This is a genomic window from Brevibacillus brevis (assembly GCF_900637055.1).
GTDB lineage: Bacteria > Bacillota > Bacilli > Brevibacillales > Brevibacillaceae > Brevibacillus > Brevibacillus brevis.
In genome coordinates this window covers 4,775,675-4,795,862 of sequence record NZ_LR134338.1, presented here as the reverse complement: position 1 = coordinate 4,795,862, position 20,188 = coordinate 4,775,675, and the positions used below count along the sequence as shown (strand labels likewise).

Sequence of the window (20,188 nt, the reverse complement as noted above, 5' to 3'; positions counted from 1 at the left end):
GCTATACTTCCGGTATAATGTAAGAGAGAAAGTTTCAATCGTGAAAATTGAGAGGGGTAATATCATGACCTCCTTTGTCCATTTACATGTTCATACAGAGTACAGTCTGCTGGATGGAGCAGCACGTATCGATGCGCTAGTGAAGCGAGCCAGCGAATTGGGCATGCATGCACTGGCGATGACAGACCATGCCAATCTGTACGGGGCGATCCCGTTTTATAAAGCTTGTCTGGAAGCAGGCATCCAACCGATTATCGGGATGGAAATATACGTAATGGAAGGAAATCTTCAAGATCGCGTGCGAAATGCACCGCCGCCTAGTCATCTGATCGTTCTCGCTGAGAATGAAACGGGCTACCGGAATCTCCTGAAGCTAGCGACAATCGCGAATACAGACGGCAACTACATCCTTCCGCGTCTCAACAAAGAGGTGTTGGCAAAGCATACAGACGGCCTTATTGCACTGAGCGGCTGCCAGCAAGGAGAAGTAGCCAAGCTGTTACTGGCTGGAGAAGCGGACGCTGCGAAAGAAGCAGCCCTCCAGTATCAGCGAATGTTTGGTGAACAGCATTATTATTTGGAACTGGCTGATCACGGACTGGAAGTGGAGCGCAGGCTGAATACTCGTCTCGTGAAACTGAGCCAGGAGACGGGGATTCCGGTGATTGCGACGAACAACGTTCACTACATCCACAGGGAGGAGCACCAGCAGCATGATATCTTGCTGGCGATTAAAGAAGGCAAGACGATTGGCGAAGAAAACCGTTTTCGCTACGAGACGGATCAGTACTATCTGAAAAGTGCCGAGGAAATGGCAGCGCTCTTTGCCTTTGCTCCCCAGGCCTTAGCGAATACGGTAGCCGTTGCAGACAGGTGCAAGCTGGACCTTGCCTTTGGCGCGCATATTTTGCCGGAATTTCCCTTGGCAGAGGGACTAGATTCGACACAGTATTTGCGTGAACTGTGTGAAAAGGGCTGCCTGGAGCGATACGGAGAGATTACGCCAGAGGTGCAAGCGCGTCTGGATCACGAGCTGGCGATTATTACAGGGACGGGCTTCACCGATTACTTCCTGATCGTATGGGATTTCATGCGGTACGCTCACGAAAACGGGATACCGACTGGACCTGGACGCGGATCTGCGGCAGGCAGCCTGGTCGCGTACGTTTTGAAAATCACGAATGTCGATCCGCTGCGCTTTCAGTTGCTCTTTGAACGCTTTCTTAACCCGGAGCGGGTGACGATGCCCGATATTGATATCGATTTTTCCGTAGAGCGCCGTGACGAAGTCATTCACTATGTAGCGAGCAAGTACGGTCATGATCGTGTCGCCCAGATCATTACCTTTGGAACGATGGCGGCTCGTGCAGCAGTCCGTGACGTTGGGCGGGCGTTAGGCTTGTCTTTGGGCATCGTGGATCGCGTCGCCAAAATGATTCCGCAATCGCCAGGCATGACGTTTGAACGAGCCATGCAAATCAACCCGGATATCGGCAAGCTATGCGCGGAAAACAAACAGGCAGCACAACTGATCGAAACAGCAAAGGGCGTAGAAGGCTTGCCGCGCCACGCCTCCACACATGCGGCGGGTGTCGTCATTTCGCGTGAACCGCTGACGAATTACGTTCCATTGCAGACGGGCAATGAAGGCTTGGCGCTCACGCAGTATCCGATGGAGATTCTCGAAGAAGTCGGTCTGTTGAAGATGGACTTCCTCGGCTTGCGCAATTTGACAATCATTCAGGAGACGTTGCGTCACTTGCAGGAGCAGGGAATATCGCTTGATCTGGATAAGCTGCCGACAGACGATGAGAAAACGTTTCGTATGCTCTCCCGTGGGGAGACAACCGGCATTTTCCAACTGGAATCTTCGGGTATGCGCAATGTGCTGCGAGATTTGAAGCCGAGCAGTCTTGATGACATCATTGCGGTTCTGGCATTGTATCGTCCGGGGCCAATGGAGATCATCCCGCAGTACATCGCAGCCAAGCACGGGACTAGCAAAGTACAGTACGCTCATCCTGTTCTCGAGCCGATTTTGCGGGAGACGCACGGTTTTATGATTTATCAGGAGCAAATCATGCAGATTTCCTCGACACTCGCAGGCTTCAGTCTTGGTGAGGCAGATATTTTGCGCCGAGCGGTCGGGAAAAAGAAACGGGATCTATTGGCGGAGCAGCGAGAGAAGTTCGTGGCTGGTTGTGTCCGACAAGGCTACGGAGAAGAGCTGGGCAATCAAGTCTACGATTTGATCGTGCGCTTTGCCGATTACGGCTTCAACAAAGCTCATTCGGTTGCTTATGCAGTCATCGCCTACCAGATGGCTTATTTGAAAGCAACTTATCCGCTTGCGTTCATGGCAGCGCTGCTTTCGTTGTCCATTGGCAGTCAAACGAGAATTGCCGAGTACACGGAAGAAGCGCGGCGACTGCAGCTTACCGTGCTCGGGCCTGACGTGAATAAGAGCCTGGCCTACTTTACAGTGGAGCAGGATGCGATTCGCTTTGGTCTGGCCGCAGTGAAAAACGTCGGCTACGGTGCCATTGAATCGATCGTGAAAGAGCGCAAAGGCAGACCGTATCGCGACGTCTTTGATTTTTGTGCACGCGTGGATGCGCGGTTAGTCAATCGCAGAGTAGTAGAGTCGCTCACTTTATGCGGCGCGCTGGATTCGTTGCCAGGACATCGCAGTCAGCTTTTGCTATTGCTGGATGAAGCGGTAGGGAAGGCAAACAGCAAGAGAATCGAGCGAGACGCCAACCAGCTCAATCTATTTGCGGGAGAAGAAGATGCGGCACCATTGCGCGAACCGGCAGAATATCCCGAGGTACCGCCGCTCTCACGTACGCAGCAATTAAAAGAGGAGCGGGACTTGATCGGAGTATACATCTCTGGTCATCCACTTGATCAGTTTGCCCATGTCGCCAGTCGCCCGGAAGTAGCGGTTATCTCTTCATTGGGGGATGTGCCGCGCGACAAAACGGTAAAAGTATTTGGGATGATAACGGAAGCCAGACGCATCCAAACGAAAAAAGGGGACCCGATGGCGTTTATTACGCTAGAGGACAAAACCGCACCAGTAGAGCTGGTCGTCTTCCCGCAGGTGTATGCGAAGTATGCGCCACTGCTCGAGCGGGAACAAATCATCGTGGCAGAAGCGCGAGTCGATCACCAGGACGACATGGTCAAACTCTTGGCTTCCCGTTTCTGGGATGCACAAACGCTGCCGCAGCCGAAGTCTGAGACCGTATTATTTGTCAAAATATCGGCAGAGCAAGAGCACGATTCGACGCTGCAAAGACTTTCACGCTTGTTTGTCGAAAAAAAAGGAACGATTCCCGTTATCCTCTTCTACGAAGGAAAAAGACAGACAATTCGCCTGCCAGAAGCAAATTGGGTAGACGTAGATGAGTCATTTTTGGAGCAAGCGCGAGAAATTGTGGGGCCTGACAGCGTAATTCGGAAAGAAATGCCTGTAAATTGGGGAGGATGAAGAATGTCCTCCCTTTTTCGCCGTTTTCGGCAGGTTTACAGGAGAACAGTTTTTTATTATATTGAGAGCATAACTCAATAAGTGGTCAGACCACTTGGAATAACCCAGGCATTTTTACTGCCTACAAGCAATCATAGAAACTATTATCGTGAAATGGAGTGGGATCTCATGTCCAACCTGAGAGAGGAAGCACTGGAGCTTCACAGAAAACATCAAGGAAAATTGGAGGCAGTGACCAAGGTACCCGTTCGCAATGCTTACGATCTGAGTCTTGCCTATTCTCCTGGGGTTGCTGAACCTTGCAAAGATATTTTTGATGACAAGTCCAAAGTGTACGATTACACGATGAAAGGCAATCTGGTTGCAGTAGTCAGCGACGGTACTGCTGTACTGGGTCTCGGAAACATCGGACCAGAAGCAGCTATGCCGGTTATGGAAGGTAAAGCCGTTCTGTTCAAATCCTTCGCAGGCGTAGATGCATTCCCGATCTGCTTGAATACAACAGATGTAGATAAAATCGTAGAGACAGTAAAACTGCTCGAGCCTACTTTTGGTGGCGTTAACTTGGAAGATATCGCAGCTCCTGCATGCTTCGAGATTGAAGAGCGTCTGAAGCGCGAAACAAACATCCCGATTTTCCACGATGACCAACACGGTACAGCAATCGTTACAGCGGCAGGTCTGATCAATGCTCTGCGCGTGGTTGACAAAAAGCTGGAAGATATCCGCGTGGTAGCGAACGGTGCAGGTGCAGCTGGTATCGCGATCATGAAGCTTTTGATTTCCATGGGCGTGAAAGAAGTGATCATGGTTGATACAAAAGGAATCGTGTACGAAGGCCGTCCATTCGGTATGAACCCAGTGAAGGAACAAATGGCGAAAATCACGAACCGCAGCATGCTGCAAGGTGACCTGGCTGATGCAATGAAGGGCGCTGACGTATTTATCGGTGTATCCGTAGCTGGCGCTGTTACACAGGACATGGTTCGTTCGATGAACCGCGATCCGATCATCTTCGCTATGGCAAACCCAGTACCAGAAATCATGCCGCAAGAAGCAAAAGAAGCAGGTGCGGCAGTAATCGGTACAGGCCGTTCGGACTTCCCGAACCAAGTAAACAACGTACTGGCATTCCCGGGAATCTTCCGTGGCGCTTTGGATGTACGTGCAACGGAGATCAACGAAGAAATGAAGCTCGCTGCTGTATATGCCATCGCAGACCTGATCACACCAGAAGAGCTTACTGCGGATAAAGTGATCCCTTCCGCATTCGATCCACGTGTAGCGCCAAACGTAGCTGCGGCAGTAGCAAAAGCAGCGATGGAAACTGGTGTTGCTCGCATCACAGTTGATCCGGAAGAAGTAAAACAAAAAACGACGAAATTGACAGCTATCTCTTACCAAGAAGCGTAAAATACTCTTTATCGAGGCACCGACGACACCCTCCGCGAAAAAACGTAGGCTTTTTACAACGTGGAGGGTGATCCTCGTTGAAGGTACGAGTAAGGAGGATAATCGTGCTCGACTCTTCCCAAGATCGAAAGGTTTACGAAGGAATTCTCCTGCAACTTCATGAAATCATTCAGGAGCAAAACTTGCGGCCCGGGGATAAGCTGCCGTCTGAGCGAGAGTTGTCCGAGCAACTGGGAGCAGGTCGTTCCTCTGTACGCGAGGCTCTTCGGGCTCTGGAGCTGCTCGGACTCATTGAGACCCGTCGCGGGGAAGGCACCTTCCTCAAGCATTACCGACACAATCGGCTGATCGATATTCTTGGCTTTTTTATCCTGCGGGATACCAAAACCAAGAAGGACTTGATCGAAATGCGGCGAATGCTAGAGCTGGATGCTGTCCGCTTAGCCTGTAGACGGGCGACTGACAAGCATTTTGATGAAATGGAACGCATCCTGGCCATTGCAGAGGAAAGAGTAGCAAGAGGCGAGGTACCTGCGGAAGAAGATTATCAGTTTCATCGTGTCATATGTCGCTCCAGCCGCAACTCGATTCTGCATCGCATCTGGACGCCTTTGGTTGAGTACAGCAACAGTATCCGTATTGAGTCGCTGTCGCGCGAAGGCAGAGCGAGTGCAGCACTTGTAGAGCATCGACAGATTATGGAAGCCATTCGCGAAGGCGATGTGAACGTCGCGTTAGAGAGAATGAAGAAGCATTTGGAGAACAGCAAGCTTTAGTTTTCCCTCAATTTGCGAGGGGCGCTGGCGCTGTGATATGATGATGCAGACCTGTATTGGACGATTGAGGAGGAAGCCAGCATGTGGACGGTCATCTACATCGCTCCTAGCGCTAGAATTGCAGAACGGATACAGCAACGTTTGACAGATGAAGGGTTTTTGGTAAAGGTTCGCGAAGGTAAGGTCTCGAAGCAATACGAGATTCTCGTGCCGGAGAGCGAACTAAACGAAGTCCGGGATGTACTCGGCACGATCCTTCACTGAAGAGAAAGGTGGGTTTACCTGTGCTTAAAGATCTTTTTGGGAAAAAGCGCAAATTCGCTACAGTTCCTTCAGAGACACTAGCACGTGTCCCTGCTTCCGCCGACACTAGCAAGGAAGCGGGTACGAAAGAAAAGGAAGTCCCTGAGGGATTGATGAATAAATGCCCACATTGTGGGACGATTCACTACTCGAAGGATTTGGAGAAGAACTTGCGCGTCTGCAAAGGCTGCCAGTTCCACTACTCCATGTCCGCTCCAGAGCGACTGCAAGCGCTTCTGGATGATGGGGTTCTAACAGAAGAATTTGATGCCAATTTGATTACAGCCAATCCACTCGGTTTTCCTGGTTATTTGGAAAAACTGGAGAAAGATATGGCTACCACCAATTTGAACGAGGCGATCATTACAGGCGAAGGTGTTCTGAGTGGAAACCGCATCGTGATTGGGGTCATGGATTCTCGTTTCCGTATGGCGAGTATGGGATCGGTCGTCGGGGAGAAAATCACGCGCGCAATTGAGCAAGCGATCGAACGGCGTTTGCCTTTCATTCTGTTCAGTGCATCTGGTGGAGCGCGTATGCAAGAAGGCGTATTGAGCCTGATGCAAATGGCGAAAACCAGCGCAGCGTTGTCTCGATTGGATCGCGAACGCTTACTGTTTGTCTCGGTCATGACGAATCCTACATATGGTGGCGTATCAGCCAGCTTTTCTTCGTTGGGAGATTACAATATCGCAGAACCAGGTGCTATGATCGGTTTTGCTGGGCGTCGAGTCATTGAGCAAACGATCCGTCAGGAGTTGCCAAAAGACTTCCAAACAGCGGAATTCTTGTTGAAAAATGGGCAGCTCGACATGGTGGTACACCGTAAGGATATGCGAAATACGCTGTCCAAACTGGTAGAGATGCACACGTCTCGGGAAGGAGTAGAAACATGGCAGGCGAGCTCTCCTTTGAAAAGCCATTAGTAGAATTACAAGACAAGATTAAGGAATTGCGCCGTTTTACAGAGGAAAAGGGAATTGACTTCTCTGACGAAGTACAGCGTCTCGAACAAAAATCAAAAGAGCTTGCTGAGCAAATTTACGGCAACTTGACTCCTTGGCAACGCGTACAGCTGGCTCGTCATCCGGAACGGCCAACGACTTTGGACTATATACAACTACTTTTTACTGATTTTATCGAGGTTCATGGAGACCGTTTGTTCGGAGACGACCATTCGATTGTGGGTGGAATTGCCAAGCTGGATGGACGTCCGGTTACGGTCATCGGTCACCAAAAAGGGAAAGACACAAAAGACAACATCAAGCGCAATTTCGGGATGGCTCATCCAGAAGGCTACCGGAAGGCATTGCGCATTATGCAGCAGGCGGATAAGTTCGGTCGCCCGATTATTTGCTTTATCAATACATCAGGAGCATATCCTGGAAAAGCGGCAGAAGAGCGCGGTCAGAGTGAAGCGATTGCCCGCAATCTGCGTGAAATGGCGACATTTGGCGTGCCGATTATTTGTATCGTCATCGGGGAAGGCGGAAGCGGTGGAGCCTTGGCGATCAGCGTAGGTAACCGTATCTATATGTTGGAGAATTCCTATTACTCCGTGATTGCACCGGAGAGTGCCGCCGCGATCCTCTGGAGAGATTCCAGCTTGGGTATGCGTGCAGCGGAGACGATGAAAATTACGGCTCCTGATTTGTTGGAATTAGGAGTCATTGACGGAATTATTGATGAACCATTCGGAGGAGCCCATCGTGATTTGATCGCGCAGGCAGGGATGGTCAAGGCGGTCATCACGGAACAACTAGAACAGCTGGGCCGTTTAACTCCAGATGAATTGATACAGGACCGTTACGAGAAGTTTAAACAGATCGGAGAATTCGCCTCCCTGTAAGAAACAGGGGGCGTTTTTTTCTTTTTTCTCCGAGGGAAATCTGCTACAATCGAAGTCGAATGAAAGAGTTATCAGAGCTTTCAAAAAGTATGGCACATATCTTTCGAGTGTATAACAGATATGAGGAATTGAGTGATACAGCATGTTTCATACAAAGTATGGTACATACTGTTTCCGTTAAATGACATGCTAAAGACGATATGATTGGAGAGGTGGTTCCATGCGAAAACTTGCAGTTCTCACTAGCGGTGGAGATTCTCCTGGAATGAATGCCGCAGTCCGGGCGGCTGTACGTCGTGCTCATTTTCACGAGGTACAAATGTTTGGGGTTTACCACGGATACGAAGGGCTGATGAGGGGAGATATCAAGGAGATGTCTCTGGGCTCTGTTGGGGATATTATCCAACGGGGAGGAACCATTCTCTACTCCGCTCGCAGTGAAGCTTTCAAGACGGAAGCCGGACAGCAAAAAGCGGTGGAGCAACTGCGTGCTCATGGAATTGAGGGGCTGATTGTGATTGGGGGAGACGGGTCGTTTCGCGGTGCACAGAAGCTGACCGAAAAAGGCTTCCCGACCATTGGCGTACCGGGGACGATTGATAATGACATTCCATGCACCGATTTCACGATCGGGTTTGATACGGCATTGAATACCGTTGTGGAAGCGATCGATAAAATCCGCGATACGGCTACCTCGCATGAACGCACGTACATTATTGAAGTAATGGGGCGAGATGCTGGCGATCTGGCATTGTGGGCAGGTCTTGCAGCTGGTGCCGAGTCCATTATTATCCCGGAAGCGTCGCAGGAGATGGACGACATTATTGAACGTCTGCATGCTGGACAACGCCGTGGCAAAAAGCATTCCATCATCATCGTGGCGGAAGGAGTAGGAAGTGCCGCTTCGTACGCCGAAGCGATCACGAAAGAGACAGGCTGGGAGACTCGCGTGACAGTACTGGGTCATATTCAGCGGGGTGGTTCCCCGACTGCGATGGATCGAATGCTGGCGAGCCGAATGGGTGCCGCAGCCGTCGATTTTTTGCTGGAGGGCAAGCAGGACCGAATGGTTGGGATTCAAAACAACCAGATCGTTGATGTTGATTTTCAAGAAGCATTGGCCAATAAGCATCAATTGGATTTATCCATTTATCAATTGGCGCGCACGCTATCTATATAATACCGACAGTTTTTACGAGTGTAGAGGAGGCTTACATCCTATGTTAAGGAAAGCAAAAATTGTGTGTACCATCGGACCGGCGAGTGAATCGGTTGAAACACTGAAAAAACTGATCGAAGCAGGAATGAACGTAGCGCGTTTGAATTTCTCGCACGGTTCCCATGAGGAGCATGCGGCGCGAATTGTAAACATTCGTCAGGCATCAAAAGAAACCGGGAAACCCGTTGCAATCCTGTTGGATACAAAAGGTCCTGAAATTCGTACGGGTACGCTTGCAGCAGATGCAGTCGAGCTCGTAGAAGGAAATACGCTGATCCTCACCACTGAGGAAGTAGCGGGTACAGCAGAGCGCGTCTCCATTACGTATCCGGAATTGCCTCATGATGTAAAAATCGGCGATACAATCTTGATTGACGACGGCTTGATCGGGTTGACTGTACAAGAAGTGAGTGACACCGAAATCATCTGCTTGATCAAAAACGGCGGAACACTGAAGAGCAAAAAAGGCGTCAATGTACCTGGTGTTAAAATCAACTTGCCAGGTATCACAGAAAAGGATGCACAGGATATCGAATTCGGTATTGAACAAGGAGTCGATTTCATTGCGGCTTCCTTCGTCCGAAAAGCATCGGATATCTTGGAGATTCGCCAAATCCTGGAGCGCCATAACGTTCGTATCGATATTATCGCGAAAATCGAAAACCAGGAAGGCGTCGACAACGTTGACGAAATTCTGGTAGTAACAGATGGAATCATGGTGGCGCGTGGTGATTTGGGCGTAGAGATTCCGGCAGAAGAAGTACCACTTGTTCAGAAGAAGCTGATCAAAAAATGTAACGAACTTGCGAAGCCAGTCATTACGGCGACACAAATGCTAGATTCCATGCAGCGCAACCCACGTCCAACACGTGCGGAAGCGAGTGACGTTGCGAACGCCATTTTCGATGGTACAGACGCCATCATGCTCTCCGGTGAGACGGCTGCCGGTAAATACCCGGTTGAGTCTGTCGAAACCATGGTACGGATCGCAGTGCGTGCAGAGCAAGAGCTGAATTATCGTGAGATCTTGTACGCGCAAGCACAGCTCAAACAAGTGACGATTACGGATGCCATCAGCCAAGCTGTATCCAATGCAGCATTGGATCTGGACGCAGCAGCAATTATTACAGCGACCGAAAGCGGACACACAGCTCGCATGGTATCAAAGTTCCGTCCAAAAGCACCAATCGTGGCTGTAACGCCGCATGAAGCGATTATTCGCCGTCTTGCACTCGTAAATGGCGTGTATCCGGTAAAGGGCGAGATGGCGAATACAACCGATGAAATGCTGGAGATGTCTGTCCAGGAGGCGCTTGATGCAGGCTTCGTTCGTCATGGGGATCTCGTTGTGATCACAGCAGGCGTGCCTGTGCGTGAAGTTGGGACAACGAACCTGATGAAAATCCATGTCATTGGCGATGTAGTAGCAAAAGGACAAGGAATCGGCCGAAAAGTTGTCACAAACAAGGTAGTTATTGCTAGATCCGCTGAAGAGGCACTGGCAAAGGTAGAAGAAGGAGCGATCCTGGTAACGATCGGTACCGACTCCGATATGATTGAAGCGTTTGGCAAGGCTGGAGCGGTGATTTGCGAAGAGGGCGGGCTTACTTCTCACGCAGCTATTGTAGGCCTGAATCTCGGCGTTCCAGTCATCGTAGGGGTGCAATTTGCTACGGATGTATTGAAGGACGGACAAATCGTAACAGTGGATTCTGAACGTGGGCATATTTACTCAGGACATGCCCGGATTCTGTAGGTAAAAATATTCATCTTTAATGGAGAATGCCTCTGAAGGGTGACCAAGTGTCACCCTTTTTTGGCTTGGTGCAAAAAGGGTTAGCCGACGAACTACCTGATAAGTTTTACCAGATAACGGTGATTATTAGGTGGTGCAAAGCGAGTGGGAATCTGTTAAAATCGGTCGGTGGCTTTGTGTCAGGACGGATGAAATCCATACGTTCGGGGTTTCCAAATCATGACAGAACGGGTGTTGTAGCACTCGTTGCCAGGAAAAGGCTGAACATAAAATGGTCCTTCTATACGTCCAATGTTCGGGATTTTGTGTCAAGTGTTTTTTTAGGGCAAACACAACATCTAGTATTGTCGAAAATTATTTTGCACAATATATAGGTAAAACTATTGAGTTTTATAGATAAAGATAGTTAAACTAGAGAGGAAAGATTCGAAGGAGGAACGATATGCTGGCGACCGAAACCGTATCCCGAACTCAATTTTTGCGGGATGAATTCTTAGATCAATATCCTGATTTTCCGATCCATATGAGTCCTCTGGGACAATTTGTTTACTACCGTACTTATTCTCGCTTTGTACCGGAAAAAGGAAGACGGGAAACGTGGAAAGAAACCTGCCGCCGCTCGGTGGATTACAATATTAAGCTGGCTTATCAGCATTTGAACAAAATCGGAATGTACGCCGATTCTCGTGCAATGGAAAAAGAGGCAGAAGGTTTGTTTGACAACATGTTCAACCTTCGCCAGTTTTTGTCTGGTCGTACCTTGTGGGTTGGCGGTGCAGACAACGGCGTAGCGGATTTGTATCCGTTGGCGAACTTCAACTGCTCCTTCCTGAACATCAAGTCTTGGGATGACTTGGGCGATTTGTTCTACCTTCTCTTGGTAGGAACTGGCGTAGGCTTCAAATGCACGAAGGAAATGGCTGCTGGACTGGGCCCGATTCGCACGAATGTTTCGCTGCTTTCTTCTGAATACAGACCGCTGCCAAAGCATCAACGCCTGGAGCGTTCTGAGCTGAATGTACTGGATAACGGCTTTGCCAAAATTTATGTGGGCGACAGTAAAGAAGGCTGGGTAGAATCCCTCCGTCTCTACCTGCAAATTTTGACAGATTCCACTTACGAACACATTCACACCGTGAAAATCTCTTATAACAGCGTGCGTCCGAAAGGCGAGCGACTGAAGCGTTTTGGCGGTACAGCTAGTGGTCATGAGCCGCTTCGCGAAATGTTTGAAGGAATCGACAAAGTGTTGAAAAACCAAATCGACCAGCATTTGGCACCAATCGAGAGTGATGAAAAAGGATACGGCAAAATCCGTCCGATACATATTCTCGACATTGGAAACCTCATCGGAGCAAACGTCGTTGTAGGTGGCGTGCGCCGTACAGCGGAAATTTTCCTGTTTGATCACGATGATTACGAGTGCATGCTGGCGAAATACGGCATCAACGGCTTCTGGACAGAGGATCAGCTGAACCACCACCGCCGTGTGGGCGAGCTGTTGGGAGAGCACAAGCCTGTATGGTTTGACAGCATCCAAAATGTAGGAGACGGACGCTTCGGTCTGGATCACCGCCGCATGTCCAACAACTCTATCGCGTTTACCAAACAACCGACTAAGCCATTCTTGAACCTCGTGTTCACCTTGATGCAATTGGAAGGCGAACCAGGCTTCATCAATTTGGAAGAAGCGAACCGTCGTCGTCCAAATGCAGAGGGCTTGAACCCTTGTGCAGAAATCCTGCTCGATTCTTATGGCGTCTGCAACCTGACGACAGTCAATCTGGTTGAATTCGTGAAGGATCGCGAGGATGGCTCCAAGTACCTGGATCTCGATGGCTTGCTGGAAGCACAACGCAAATCTGCTCGTGCCGGTTTGCGCATGACGCTGGTAACGTTGGAGTTGCCGCATTGGGATACTGTTCAACAGCGTGACCGTTTGCTCGGAACTTCCCTTACTGGTGTAAAGGATGCGTTGGCATCTCTTGGCTATACAGAAGAGCAAGAGCTCGAATTGCTGCGCCAGCTGGGCGATGCTGCTCGTGACGAGGCGAACCGATATGCGTATGAGCTGCGTGTGAACTCTCCACTCTTGGTTACGACCGTGAAGCCGGAAGGTACGCTGTCTCAAGTAGCTGGTGGTGTCTCCAGCGGTCTGCACTGGTCCCATTCGCCGTACTACATCCGCCGCATCCGTATCAATGCCGAGGACCCATTGGCAAAAGCGGTACAAGCTCTCGGCTGGACAGTCAACCCAGAGGTAGGAACACCAGGCGAAACGTATGAAGAGCGCATGGCAAATGCACGTACACTTGTGATCGATTTCCCTGTGGCATCAGGTGCAGAAGAAACGAAGAACGAAGTAAGTGCAAAACGCCAATTCGATACGTACTTCCGTTTCCAGAAAGAATATACCGAGCACAACTCTTCGAACACCATTACGGTACGCAAGGAAGAGTGGGCAGAAGTAGAAGACATCGTTTACGATAACTGGGATAATTTCGTAGGTGTATCCTTCTTGCAATTGGATGGAGGAAACTACCAATTGGCTCCATATGAAGAGTGCACCAAAGAACAGTACGAGGCATTGAAGCAGTCCATGAAGCCATTTGATCCTGCGATTTTGCAGCAGTATGAAACCGGCGGCGAGGCTGATCTGTCCACGGCTGAATCTTGCGAAGGCGGAGCTTGCCCGATTCGCTAAGCGAACCGAATTATATAAGACAGGGGGAGACTGGGAAAAACAGTCTGCTCCTGTTTTTTTATGTGGCTGTAGTGGAGAGAAGAATATTTCCAGTCTAGGCTCCAGGCTCCGTCCTGCTGGGGGTCAAGACTGCCCGCTCCGAAGGGATTCGCGGGGAAACGCAAAAGTGGTAGCCGCTACGTAGCAAGGGCACGTTGCGTTTCTTTTGCCCGCGAATCCCTTCTCCGCTAGGTTGGACTCCACAAGTCGCTACGCCTGGAAATATTCTTCTCTGCCGTGACAGATGTGATTTTTCAATCTTTTAAGGCATTTAAAAACCCGTCTAACACTAGAAGCTCGTAGAGGAAACAGGAGAAAAAAGCGAAGATCTTAGGGACACCGACCGAGACGGAATGCAAAAAGCGAAACACGCTCTTAAGCGTCCACCTCTGAAACACATCATGAATGGACTACTTTGGACGCGGTTTCGCTTTTTGCATGGAGTCGTGCAGTCAATCCCCCAGGGGGTGGCCCTAGAATCTGAGCGTTTTCTCCTGTTTCCTCCCCAGCACTACAGCAACAACTGTAAGGTTTTTAGTAAGTGGCTGCGGTGGAGAGAAGAATATTTCCAGTCTAGGCTCCAGGCTCCGTCCTGCTGGGGGTCAAGACTGCCCGCTCCGAAGGGATTCGCGGGGAAACGCAAAAGTGGTAGCCGCTACGTCGCGTGGGCACGTTGCGTTTCTTTTGCCCGCGAATCCCTTCTCCGCTCGGTAGGACTCCACAAGTCGCTACGTCTGGAAATATTCTTCTCTGCCGTGACAGATGTGATTTTTCAACCTTTTAAGGCATTTAAAAACCCGTCTAACACTAGAAGCTCGTAGAGGAAACAGGAGAAAAAAGCGAAGATCTTAGGGACACCGACCGAGGCGCAATGAAAAAAAAGAAACAAGCTTTTAGCGTCCACCTCTGAGACACATCCTGAATGGACGACTTTGGACGCGGGTTTCGCTTTTTTTCATGGAGCCGGGCAGTCAAACCCACAGGGGGTGGCCCTAGAAGCTGAGCGTTTTCTCCTGTTTCCTCCCCAGCACTACAGCAACAACTGTAAGGTTTTTAGTAAGTGGCTGCGGTGGAGAGAAGAATATTTCCAGTCTAGGCTCCAGGCTCCGTCCTGCTGGGGGTCAAGACTGCCCGCTCCGAAGGGATTCGCGGGGAAACGCAAAAGTGGTAGCCGCTACGTCGCGTGGGCACGTTGCGTTTCTTTTGCCCGCGAATCCCTTCTCCACTCGGTTGGACTCCACAAGTCGCTACGCCTGGAAATATTCTTCTCTAGCGTTCTTCATTCTTTTAAGGCTTTTAAAACCCGTTTAACACGGAAAGCTCGTAGAGGAAACAGGAGAAATAAGCGAAGATCTTAGGGACACCGACCGAGACGGAATGCAAAAAGCGAAACACGCTCTTAAGCGTCCACCTCTGAAACACATCATGAATGGACTACTTTGGACGCGGTTTCGCTTTTTGCATGGAGTCGTACAGTCAATCCCCCAGGGGGTGGCCCTAGAAGCTGAGCGTTTTCTCCTGTTTCCTCCCCACCACTACAGCCACGTACAGGGTCTATGGTACAATCATTCTATAGAGAAAGGAGCGATCCAAAATGACTCCCATTATTCATTCCCATCGATTGCGCGTCCGCTATGGCGAAACCGATCAGATGGGTGTGGTCTACCATACGAATTATTTGAACTGGTTTGAAGTAGGAAGAACAGAGCTGATCCGCCATGCGGGGATCACCTACCGTGAGCTGGAGGAAAAAGGCGTACTTCTGCCTGTTACAGATGCCAACATCTCTTATAAACAGCCCGCCCGCTATGACGATGAGGTAGAAATACGGACGAGAGTAAAAGAGATCAGTCCTGTCCGTCTCACTTTTGCCTACGAGATTGTTAGATTGTCTGACCAACAGCTGTTGGTCTCAGGAGAGACGATGCATGTATTTACCAACACAGCTCTGAGACCGATTCGCTTGTCGCGAGCGGAGCCTGACATATACGATTGGTTGGACTCCCAGCATAAAGGAGGGGAATAGGCATGTTCCGCTTTTTTGCCATTCTGTTTGTCGTTGCGTTTGGATTAGAGCTTTGGGGGCTTATTACCATTGGGTCATGGATTGGCGGCTGGAATACGGTCGTGCTCGTCATTCTCACGGGGATTTTGGGAGCTTGGCTTGCTAGGCAGCAGGGCATGCAAGTATTCCGTATGGTCCAACACCAGCTGGGGCGTGGGCAAATGCCTACGGATTCGCTCATCGATGGTGTTTTGATTTTGATCGGTGGCATTTTGCTCTTGTTGCCTGGATTCGTCACGGATGTGATCGGACTGGTCTTCCTCATCCCGTACACACGGATGATTATCCGTCATCTGTTGAAGCGCTGGCTGTGGAACCTCATTTCGTCCGGTCGTGTTCAATTGTTTTTTCGCCGTTAGTACAGATTTTCTCAATAAAAAAGAACCGCTTCGAGCTGTGTGACAAGCTGCTCGCAAGCGGTTCTTTTTACGTTGGGTCAGGTTTTCTTCCCGCGAATGTAGCCCCATACATCGACAAAGACGTTGGCTTTTACCAGAGCATTGATCATGACGAGGGAAACAGGTCCGATAATCAAGCCCAGGAATCCGAACAGCTGGAGGCCGACAAACAGTGCGACCAGCGTGAGGAGCGGGTCGAGACCGACGTTTTCTGCAACAACTTTTGGCTCAATAATTTGACGGAAAATCAAAACGATCCCGTACAAAATGGACAAGCCGATGACCATCCCGTAATTGCCTTTGAAAAACATGTAGATGATCCAAGGGACGAAGACGGTTCCTGTGCCAAGATAAGGCAAGAGATCGACCAAGCCCGTGATCAAGCCAATCGTAATCGCGTATTCCACACGCATGAACAACAGACCAATAATCACGATGGCAGCGGTTAAGGAGATGAGAGTAAGCTGTGCCTTGACGAATCCGAACAAGGCATTGCGCAAATCGATAAAAATTTGATCGAGACGGCTGTTAACTCCTTTTGGCAAAAGACGGCGAGCCCGTGCTTCCCAAAGTGCAAAATCTTTGGAGATAAAGAAGGCGCCCATGATGGAAATGACGGAAACTGTCGCCATATTTGGGAGTGAGACAAGCAGATTTTTCAATCCATCCAGGAATTTGACGATCAAGTCCTGTCCGACATTCGTGATGGTCGAGATCGCGCTGCCTACCGTACTGGCGAGCTTTTCTTGATATCCTTGATCAAGCTGATCATAAAACCACTGAATCTGATTGTACAGCCCCATTAAAAAGTCTTGAGAAATCGTAGTTTGCAAATAATGGGCCAGTTCCTGTGCAACGACTGGCAAGCGTTTGGCCAACTCTCCGATTTCCACGACCGTTTCCGTGATAATCAGTGTGACCACTCCACCAGCGAGCAGCATCAAAACCAAGAGCGCGATAATGACGGAAAGCCAGCGTGGAATCCTGAACTTTCTGGTCATAAACGTGACTGGCTTGTTGATGATGAGCGCAATGATTAAAGCGATTATAAATGGGTACAGTAAGGGTGTTGCATGTTGGAATACCCAAATCCCTACATAGACAAGCAGGCAAACCCATAACAATCGAATGATTTGAAAGAGGCGCTCTACCCAGTTTTCCTGATTCAAACGATTTCTCCTTTCCGCCGCGAAGGTGCGAACAAAATACTGATGTTTCTATTATGCAGCATGCCTGATAGGTGGAGCAAGAATCGCGAAAAAACAAAACTCCGTTTCACCCTTCGAAACATTTTTTCGCCAACCTTATTCACAAAATCGCAATAATCTTTTATAATTGGGTCGTCTTAGTGGATTCTTTTCTCTCGCCTCTCCCCTTTCACGAGCGTCATTTTCATGTATGGCCTTGTGAGGATTTGCGTGGATACATTCCCTGTCAAGAGTGGTGGATGAAAGAAACCGCTGCTTATAATTTCATAGATAGGTTGTTCAAAAAGTCGCCTTTTTGAACGGGATCAGGTCGTTTATCAGTCATGGCGGACAAGCGAAGACTAGATAAGTACTACTACTTGAGTGGAAAAGGAGAGGGAGTTCTATGACAACTACTCGTGGACTTGAAGGCGTTGTTGCCGCTCAATCATCCATCTGTTCGATCGTCGATGGGGTTCTTTGCTATGGCGGGATCAACATCGATGAGCTGGCAGAACATGCAACTTTTGAAGAGGTTGTATATTTGCTCTGGCATGGAGCGTTACCGAAGCGTGATCAGCTAGACGCTTTGAAAAAACAATTGGGTGAAAATGCAGCAGTGGCTCAAGAAGTGCTGGAAAGCATTCGCCACTATCCAAAAGGCGTGCACCCAATGGCGGCGTTGCGCACAGCTGTCTCTTCGCTAGCGCTCTACGACACAGAAGCGCAAGATATGTCTCCAGAAGCCAACTATCGGAAATCTATCCGTCTGATGGCACAAACTCCTACCTTGATCGCTGCTTACGAGCGTATGCGTAAAGGTCTGGAGCCAGTAGCTCCACGTGCAGATTTCACGATTGCACAAAACTTCCTCTACATGCTCACAGGCCAAGAGCCAACAGAAACGGCAGTAAAAGCGTTTGACGTTGCTCTGATCCTGCATGCTGACCATGAGTTTAATGCATCTACATTCTCTGCTCGCGTAACTGTTGCGACCTTGACTGATATTTATTCCGGTATCGTGTCTGCAATCGGTACGCTCAAAGGCCCTCTGCATGGCGGCGCCAATGAAGCAGTAGCGAAGATGCTTAACGAAATTGGCGGTATGGCTAACGTAGAATCCTACATCCGCACCAAGCTGGATAACAAGGAAAAAATCATGGGCTTCGGACACCGTGTATACAAAGACGGTGACCCACGTGCGAAATGGCTGAAAGAAATGTCCAAAGCACTGACCGCCCAAATCGGTCGCCCTGAGCTGTTTGAGATGTCTGTGAAGATCGATGAAATGATTTCCGGTGAAAAAGGATTGAAGCCAAACGTTGACTTCTACTCCGCATCTGTTTACATTTCTCTCGGCCTCGAAACGGACCTGTTCACACCGATCTTTGCTATCAGCCGTATGTCCGGTTGGACAGCACATGTCATGGAACAGTATGAAAATAATCGTCTGATCCGTCCTCGCGCGGATTACACCGGTCCGGTCAACCAACACTACGTTCCAATTGACCGCCGCTAAGAATTCGCTATTTTCGAGCGTGGAGGGCAGGTGGTCAGCCAAGCTGATCGCTCCTGAGCGCAAGCTTGAGAACTACCACAAGTGAGTGGTAGTTCTCCTACGTCTGGAAATATTCATAATCACCAAATATATATAACACTGGAGGGATTTTTTGTGTTTAAAAACCTGACGCAACCAACTGTAGGCGAAAAAATTACTGTGGATAACGGTAAACTGGTAGTTCCAAACAATCCGATCATTCCTTTCATCGAGGGTGACGGTACTGGCCCTGACATTTGGAAAGCTTCCGTTCGCGTTCTGGATGCAGCTGTAGAAAAAGCTTACAAAGGCGAGAAGAAAATCGCTTGGTTCGAAGTATTCGCAGGTGAAAAATCCTTCAACCAATACAGCGAGTGGCTGCCAGAAGATACGCTGACTGCTGTTCGTGAATACCTGATCGCAATCAAAGGTCCTCTGACTACACCAGTAGGCGGCGGTATCCGTTCTATCAACGTAGCACTGCGTCAAGAGCTGGATCTGTATGCTTGCGTACGTCCTGTTCAATACTTCGATGGCGTTCCATCTCCAGTGAAACAACCTGAATTGACTGATATGGTAATCTTCCGCGAGAACACTGAAGACATCTACGCTGGTGTAGAGTGGGCTGAAGGTACTCCAGAAGTGAAAAAAGTAATCGACTTCCTGCAAAACGAAATGGGCGTCAAGAAAATCCGCTTCCCAGAAACTTCTGGTATCGGTATCAAGCCTGTTTCCAAAGACGGTACAGAGCGTCTGGTTCGTGCAGCGATCAACTACGCGATCGACAACAACCGCAAATCTGTTACCCTCGTACACAAAGGTAACATCATGAAGTTTACGGAAGGTGCGTTCAAAACTTGGGGATATGCAGTGGCTGAAGCAGAATACGGCGACAAAGTATTCACTTGGGCACAATACGATCGCATCAAAGCTGAAGGCGGCGACGCTGACAAAGCTCAAAAAGAAGCAGAAGCAGCTGGCAAAATCATCGTAAAAGATGTTATCGCTGACGCGTTCCTGCAACAAATCCTGACTCGTCCAGCTGAGTACGATGTAGTAGCAACCCTCAACCTGAATGGTGACTACATCTCCGACGCTCTGGCTGCACAAGTAGGCGGTATCGGTATCGCTCCAGGTGCAAACGTTAACTACCTGACTGGTCATGCGATCTTCGAAGCAACTCATGGTACAGCTCCGAAATACGCTGGTCTGGACAAAGTAAACCCATCCTCCGTGATCCTGTCCGGAGAAATGATGCTGCGTCACCTGGGCTGGAACGAAGCAGCTGATTTGATCATCAACTCCATGGAAAAAACCATCTCCGCGAAAACTGTAACATACGATTTCGCTCGTCTGATGGAAGGCGCACAAGAACTGAAATGCTCCGAGTTTGCTGACGCTCTGATTCAAAACATGTAAGATAGATTTGGGTACAAATTTTTACACTTA

The 20,188-nt window shown here is 49.3% G+C and carries 14 protein-coding genes; 13 read left to right on the top strand and 1 reads right to left on the bottom strand.

Going from position 1 to position 20,188, the window contains the following annotated elements:
• Positions 1–64: 64 nt before the first annotated feature.
• The 11 genes from EL268_RS23005 (at position 65) to EL268_RS22945 (ending at position 15,976) form a co-directional block, all read left to right on the top strand.
• Positions 65–3,493, top strand: a complete 3,429-nt coding sequence (locus tag EL268_RS23005; RefSeq protein WP_106654070.1) for a DNA polymerase III subunit alpha — start codon at positions 65–67, stop codon at positions 3,491–3,493.
• A gap of 168 nt (positions 3,494–3,661) precedes the next feature.
• On the top strand, positions 3,662–4,906 hold the full coding sequence (locus EL268_RS23000) for an NADP-dependent malic enzyme (RefSeq protein ID WP_047070613.1): 1,245 nt from the start codon (positions 3,662–3,664) through the stop codon (positions 4,904–4,906).
• Between the two features lie 104 nt (positions 4,907–5,010).
• Positions 5,011–5,682: a FadR/GntR family transcriptional regulator gene (locus tag EL268_RS22995; protein WP_012685105.1), complete on the top strand. Its 672-nt coding sequence runs from the start codon at positions 5,011–5,013 to the stop codon at positions 5,680–5,682.
• Positions 5,683–5,763: 81 nt separating this feature from the next.
• Positions 5,764–5,946, top strand: coding sequence for a hypothetical protein (locus EL268_RS22990; protein WP_007725347.1), 183 nt, complete (start codon positions 5,764–5,766; stop codon positions 5,944–5,946).
• Between the two features lie 20 nt (positions 5,947–5,966).
• Positions 5,967–6,911 (top strand): acetyl-CoA carboxylase, carboxyltransferase subunit beta, encoded by a 945-nt coding sequence (accD, locus tag EL268_RS22985; RefSeq protein ID WP_106654071.1) that lies wholly within the window; start codon positions 5,967–5,969, stop codon positions 6,909–6,911.
• Entirely contained in the window at positions 6,878–7,834 is a 957-nt protein-coding gene (gene accA, locus EL268_RS22980) for an acetyl-CoA carboxylase carboxyl transferase subunit alpha (RefSeq protein ID WP_106654072.1), read from the top strand. Before accD ends, accA begins: the two co-directional genes overlap by 34 nt.
• A gap of 220 nt (positions 7,835–8,054) precedes the next feature.
• A complete protein-coding gene (pfkA, locus tag EL268_RS22975; RefSeq protein ID WP_106654073.1) occupies positions 8,055–9,014 on the top strand; it encodes a 6-phosphofructokinase in 960 nt (319 codons plus the stop codon).
• Between the two features lie 40 nt (positions 9,015–9,054).
• Complete coding sequence (gene pyk, locus EL268_RS22970) at positions 9,055–10,809, top strand: pyruvate kinase (protein WP_106654074.1); 1,755 nt, start codon at positions 9,055–9,057, stop codon at positions 10,807–10,809.
• A gap of 442 nt (positions 10,810–11,251) precedes the next feature.
• Positions 11,252–13,513 (top strand): ribonucleoside-triphosphate reductase, adenosylcobalamin-dependent, encoded by a 2,262-nt coding sequence (nrdJ, locus tag EL268_RS22965; RefSeq protein WP_106654076.1) that lies wholly within the window; start codon positions 11,252–11,254, stop codon positions 13,511–13,513.
• Between the two features lie 1,633 nt (positions 13,514–15,146).
• Positions 15,147–15,578 carry an acyl-CoA thioesterase gene (locus tag EL268_RS22950; protein ID WP_106654029.1) on the top strand — a complete coding sequence of 144 codons (432 nt, stop codon included), beginning with the start codon at positions 15,147–15,149 and terminating at the stop codon, positions 15,576–15,578.
• Positions 15,579–15,580: 2 nt separating this feature from the next.
• Positions 15,581–15,976: an FxsA family protein gene (locus EL268_RS22945; protein ID WP_106654030.1), complete on the top strand. Its 396-nt coding sequence runs from the start codon at positions 15,581–15,583 to the stop codon at positions 15,974–15,976.
• Between the two features lie 77 nt (positions 15,977–16,053).
• Here the strand turns inward: EL268_RS22945 and ytvI are convergent, their stop codons facing one another.
• Complete coding sequence (gene ytvI / locus EL268_RS22940; RefSeq protein WP_106654031.1) at positions 16,054–17,184, bottom strand: sporulation integral membrane protein YtvI; 1,131 nt, start codon at positions 17,182–17,184, stop codon at positions 16,054–16,056.
• Positions 17,185–17,608: 424 nt separating this feature from the next.
• Between ytvI and citZ the strand changes: the two genes are divergently transcribed.
• A complete protein-coding gene (gene citZ / locus EL268_RS22935) occupies positions 17,609–18,721 on the top strand; it encodes a citrate synthase (RefSeq protein WP_106654032.1) in 1,113 nt (370 codons plus the stop codon).
• 153 nt (positions 18,722–18,874) lie between these two features.
• Complete coding sequence (gene icd, locus EL268_RS22930) at positions 18,875–20,158, top strand: NADP-dependent isocitrate dehydrogenase (RefSeq protein WP_106654033.1); 1,284 nt, start codon at positions 18,875–18,877, stop codon at positions 20,156–20,158.
• The last annotated feature ends 30 nt before the right edge of the window (positions 20,159–20,188 follow it).

Excerpts from the sequence above, each read along its gene's own strand:
- pyk (WP_106654074.1), top strand. The coding sequence starts at position 9,055 with ATGTTAAGGAAAGCAAAAATTGTGTGTACCATCGGACCGGCGAGTGAA.
- EL268_RS22945 (WP_106654030.1), top strand. The coding sequence starts at position 15,581 with ATGTTCCGCTTTTTTGCCATTCTGTTTGTCGTTGCGTTTGGATTAGAG.
- EL268_RS23000 (WP_047070613.1), top strand. The coding sequence starts at position 3,662 with ATGTCCAACCTGAGAGAGGAAGCACTGGAGCTTCACAGAAAACATCAA.
- EL268_RS23005 (WP_106654070.1), top strand. The coding sequence starts at position 65 with ATGACCTCCTTTGTCCATTTACATGTTCATACAGAGTACAGTCTGCTG.
- pfkA (WP_106654073.1), top strand. The coding sequence starts at position 8,055 with ATGCGAAAACTTGCAGTTCTCACTAGCGGTGGAGATTCTCCTGGAATG.
- accA (WP_106654072.1), top strand. The coding sequence starts at position 6,878 with ATGGCAGGCGAGCTCTCCTTTGAAAAGCCATTAGTAGAATTACAAGAC.
- nrdJ (WP_106654076.1), top strand. The coding sequence starts at position 11,252 with ATGCTGGCGACCGAAACCGTATCCCGAACTCAATTTTTGCGGGATGAA.
- EL268_RS22990 (WP_007725347.1), top strand. The coding sequence starts at position 5,764 with ATGTGGACGGTCATCTACATCGCTCCTAGCGCTAGAATTGCAGAACGG.
- EL268_RS22950 (WP_106654029.1), top strand. The coding sequence starts at position 15,147 with ATGACTCCCATTATTCATTCCCATCGATTGCGCGTCCGCTATGGCGAA.
- citZ (WP_106654032.1), top strand. The coding sequence starts at position 17,609 with ATGACAACTACTCGTGGACTTGAAGGCGTTGTTGCCGCTCAATCATCC.